1 protein-coding gene is annotated in these 1487 nt (G+C 35.7%); it reads right to left on the reverse strand.

From position 1 onward, the window contains the following. Window positions 1-416: 416 nt before the first annotated feature. The gene (locus DXA05_RS26075; RefSeq protein WP_128859783.1) at window positions 417-1436 is read right to left on the reverse strand and encodes a DUF3871 family protein; all 1020 of its coding nucleotides are present in this window, start codon (window positions 1434-1436) and stop codon (window positions 417-419) included. Window positions 1437-1487: the final 51 nt, after the last annotated feature.

A 1487-nucleotide genomic window follows, 5' to 3' on the forward strand; every position in this document is an offset into this window, starting at 1 on the left:
CACTTTGTACTTTCAGCAAACCTTTTAGGATTCCAACTATAATCGTTCAAGGCTCTTTCAAGTTCTTGCGCTGCCTTGTATTCGCGACTGCCTTCTATTACCATATTCTTTAATATTTAAGAGGTTTATAAATAAAAAGAGCACCTGTATGGATGCTCTTTGTTTTTTCTGCATTTTAATGTACTACTTCACCGTAATAATCTTGTATATAGTCCAGATAATCATCAAGAAGAATACAACAGGTGAGATTGCACACGCAATAAAGAAAACTATAATCCAAAATGTAACGACTACTAACGTTTGTAACATAAATCTTTGATTATTAATAAGTGATATAATAAAGAAAGGACACCTATACTTTATTATATAGATGCCCTTTTTCTGTATTTGACAATCCTGTATATTCTCAAATACCACTAACTAAGAAACCACTGATATTTGTCATCTATTCCACGTAAAACGTTGTTAATTCCAACACTGATTTCCGTTGCATTAACTGCCCGTTGCAAATAAGTGTCCACATAACTATTTTTGTTGGATTGGGTGAGCAAATTGTGAAAATCGAAAAGAGAAATAGCATTATCTTTCATTCCAAACGCTTCGTTGTGATAGAAGTCACGGCAAACACTGTTTATCTGGCTGTCAGTTATCAATAGTTTAGGTATTGATTTCTGATAACCAATTGGCAATGCTTGATAGCAACGACAACGCCCAATGATTTGTGCGAACTGTGACTCACTAAGTGAAGTGTTGGATAAAGTTTGCATCAAATGGATTTCTTTGGCAGGATTGAAATTGTTAAACAAGTCAAGCACATTTCTATAGAGTTCACCAATATTTGAAACTTCCATAGAGAACTTAACTCCTTCTCCTGTGAGTACCTGATTGCTACAAATGCGAACACGCCACCCAATAAAGCAAGAGAATTTCTCCAAACCTTTTGTTGAACGATAGAGGTTCAAGTCTGAATAGTTCCTTACTCCACCCACGCACAATTCAAGTTTCTGCCCATTTATTGTCTCATAAATAGTTGGAATGGTAAAGGCAAAAGCAAGTCTTTGATAGAATTGTGTTTTTTCACATTCCAACAGTTCAGAAGCTTTCTTGCCCAAACTTTGGGGAGTTCTGCCACGTACAATATGACTGCAACGAATATCAGGCGCATTTACTGTCTCCCCTGCATAAAAAGAACTGGCTGCATCATGCACACATGATATAAAATCCTGATGTGCGATTGTCAACTCTTGGTTTGCCCATGTAGGTACAACGCATTGAGTTGTCAATTCTTCCAATGTAACGGGATTTGTGTTAGCATCTAAAAACGATACACTTGATTTAACAACAGGCTCTTCTACTATTATAGTTGCATCTTCTGCAAATTCACCAAAGTTTCTACTAGTTCTTTGTACTGGCATAATCTGTAATGTTGATTCCATAATCTGTAATTTATTAAGTTAATATTAGAAATTCCTCTGTCTGAAAGCTAA

Origin of the sequence: Bacteroides sp. AM54-2NS (assembly GCF_003602935.1) — a bacterium.
GTDB classification, from domain to species: Bacteria; Bacteroidota; Bacteroidia; order Bacteroidales; family Bacteroidaceae; genus Bacteroides; species Bacteroides xylanisolvens.

Bases quoted from the DNA above. Each gene is read 5' to 3' on its own strand.
- DXA05_RS26075 (WP_128859783.1), bottom strand. From the start codon at position 1,436: ATGGAATCAACATTACAGATTATGCCAGTACAAAGAACTAGTAGAAAC.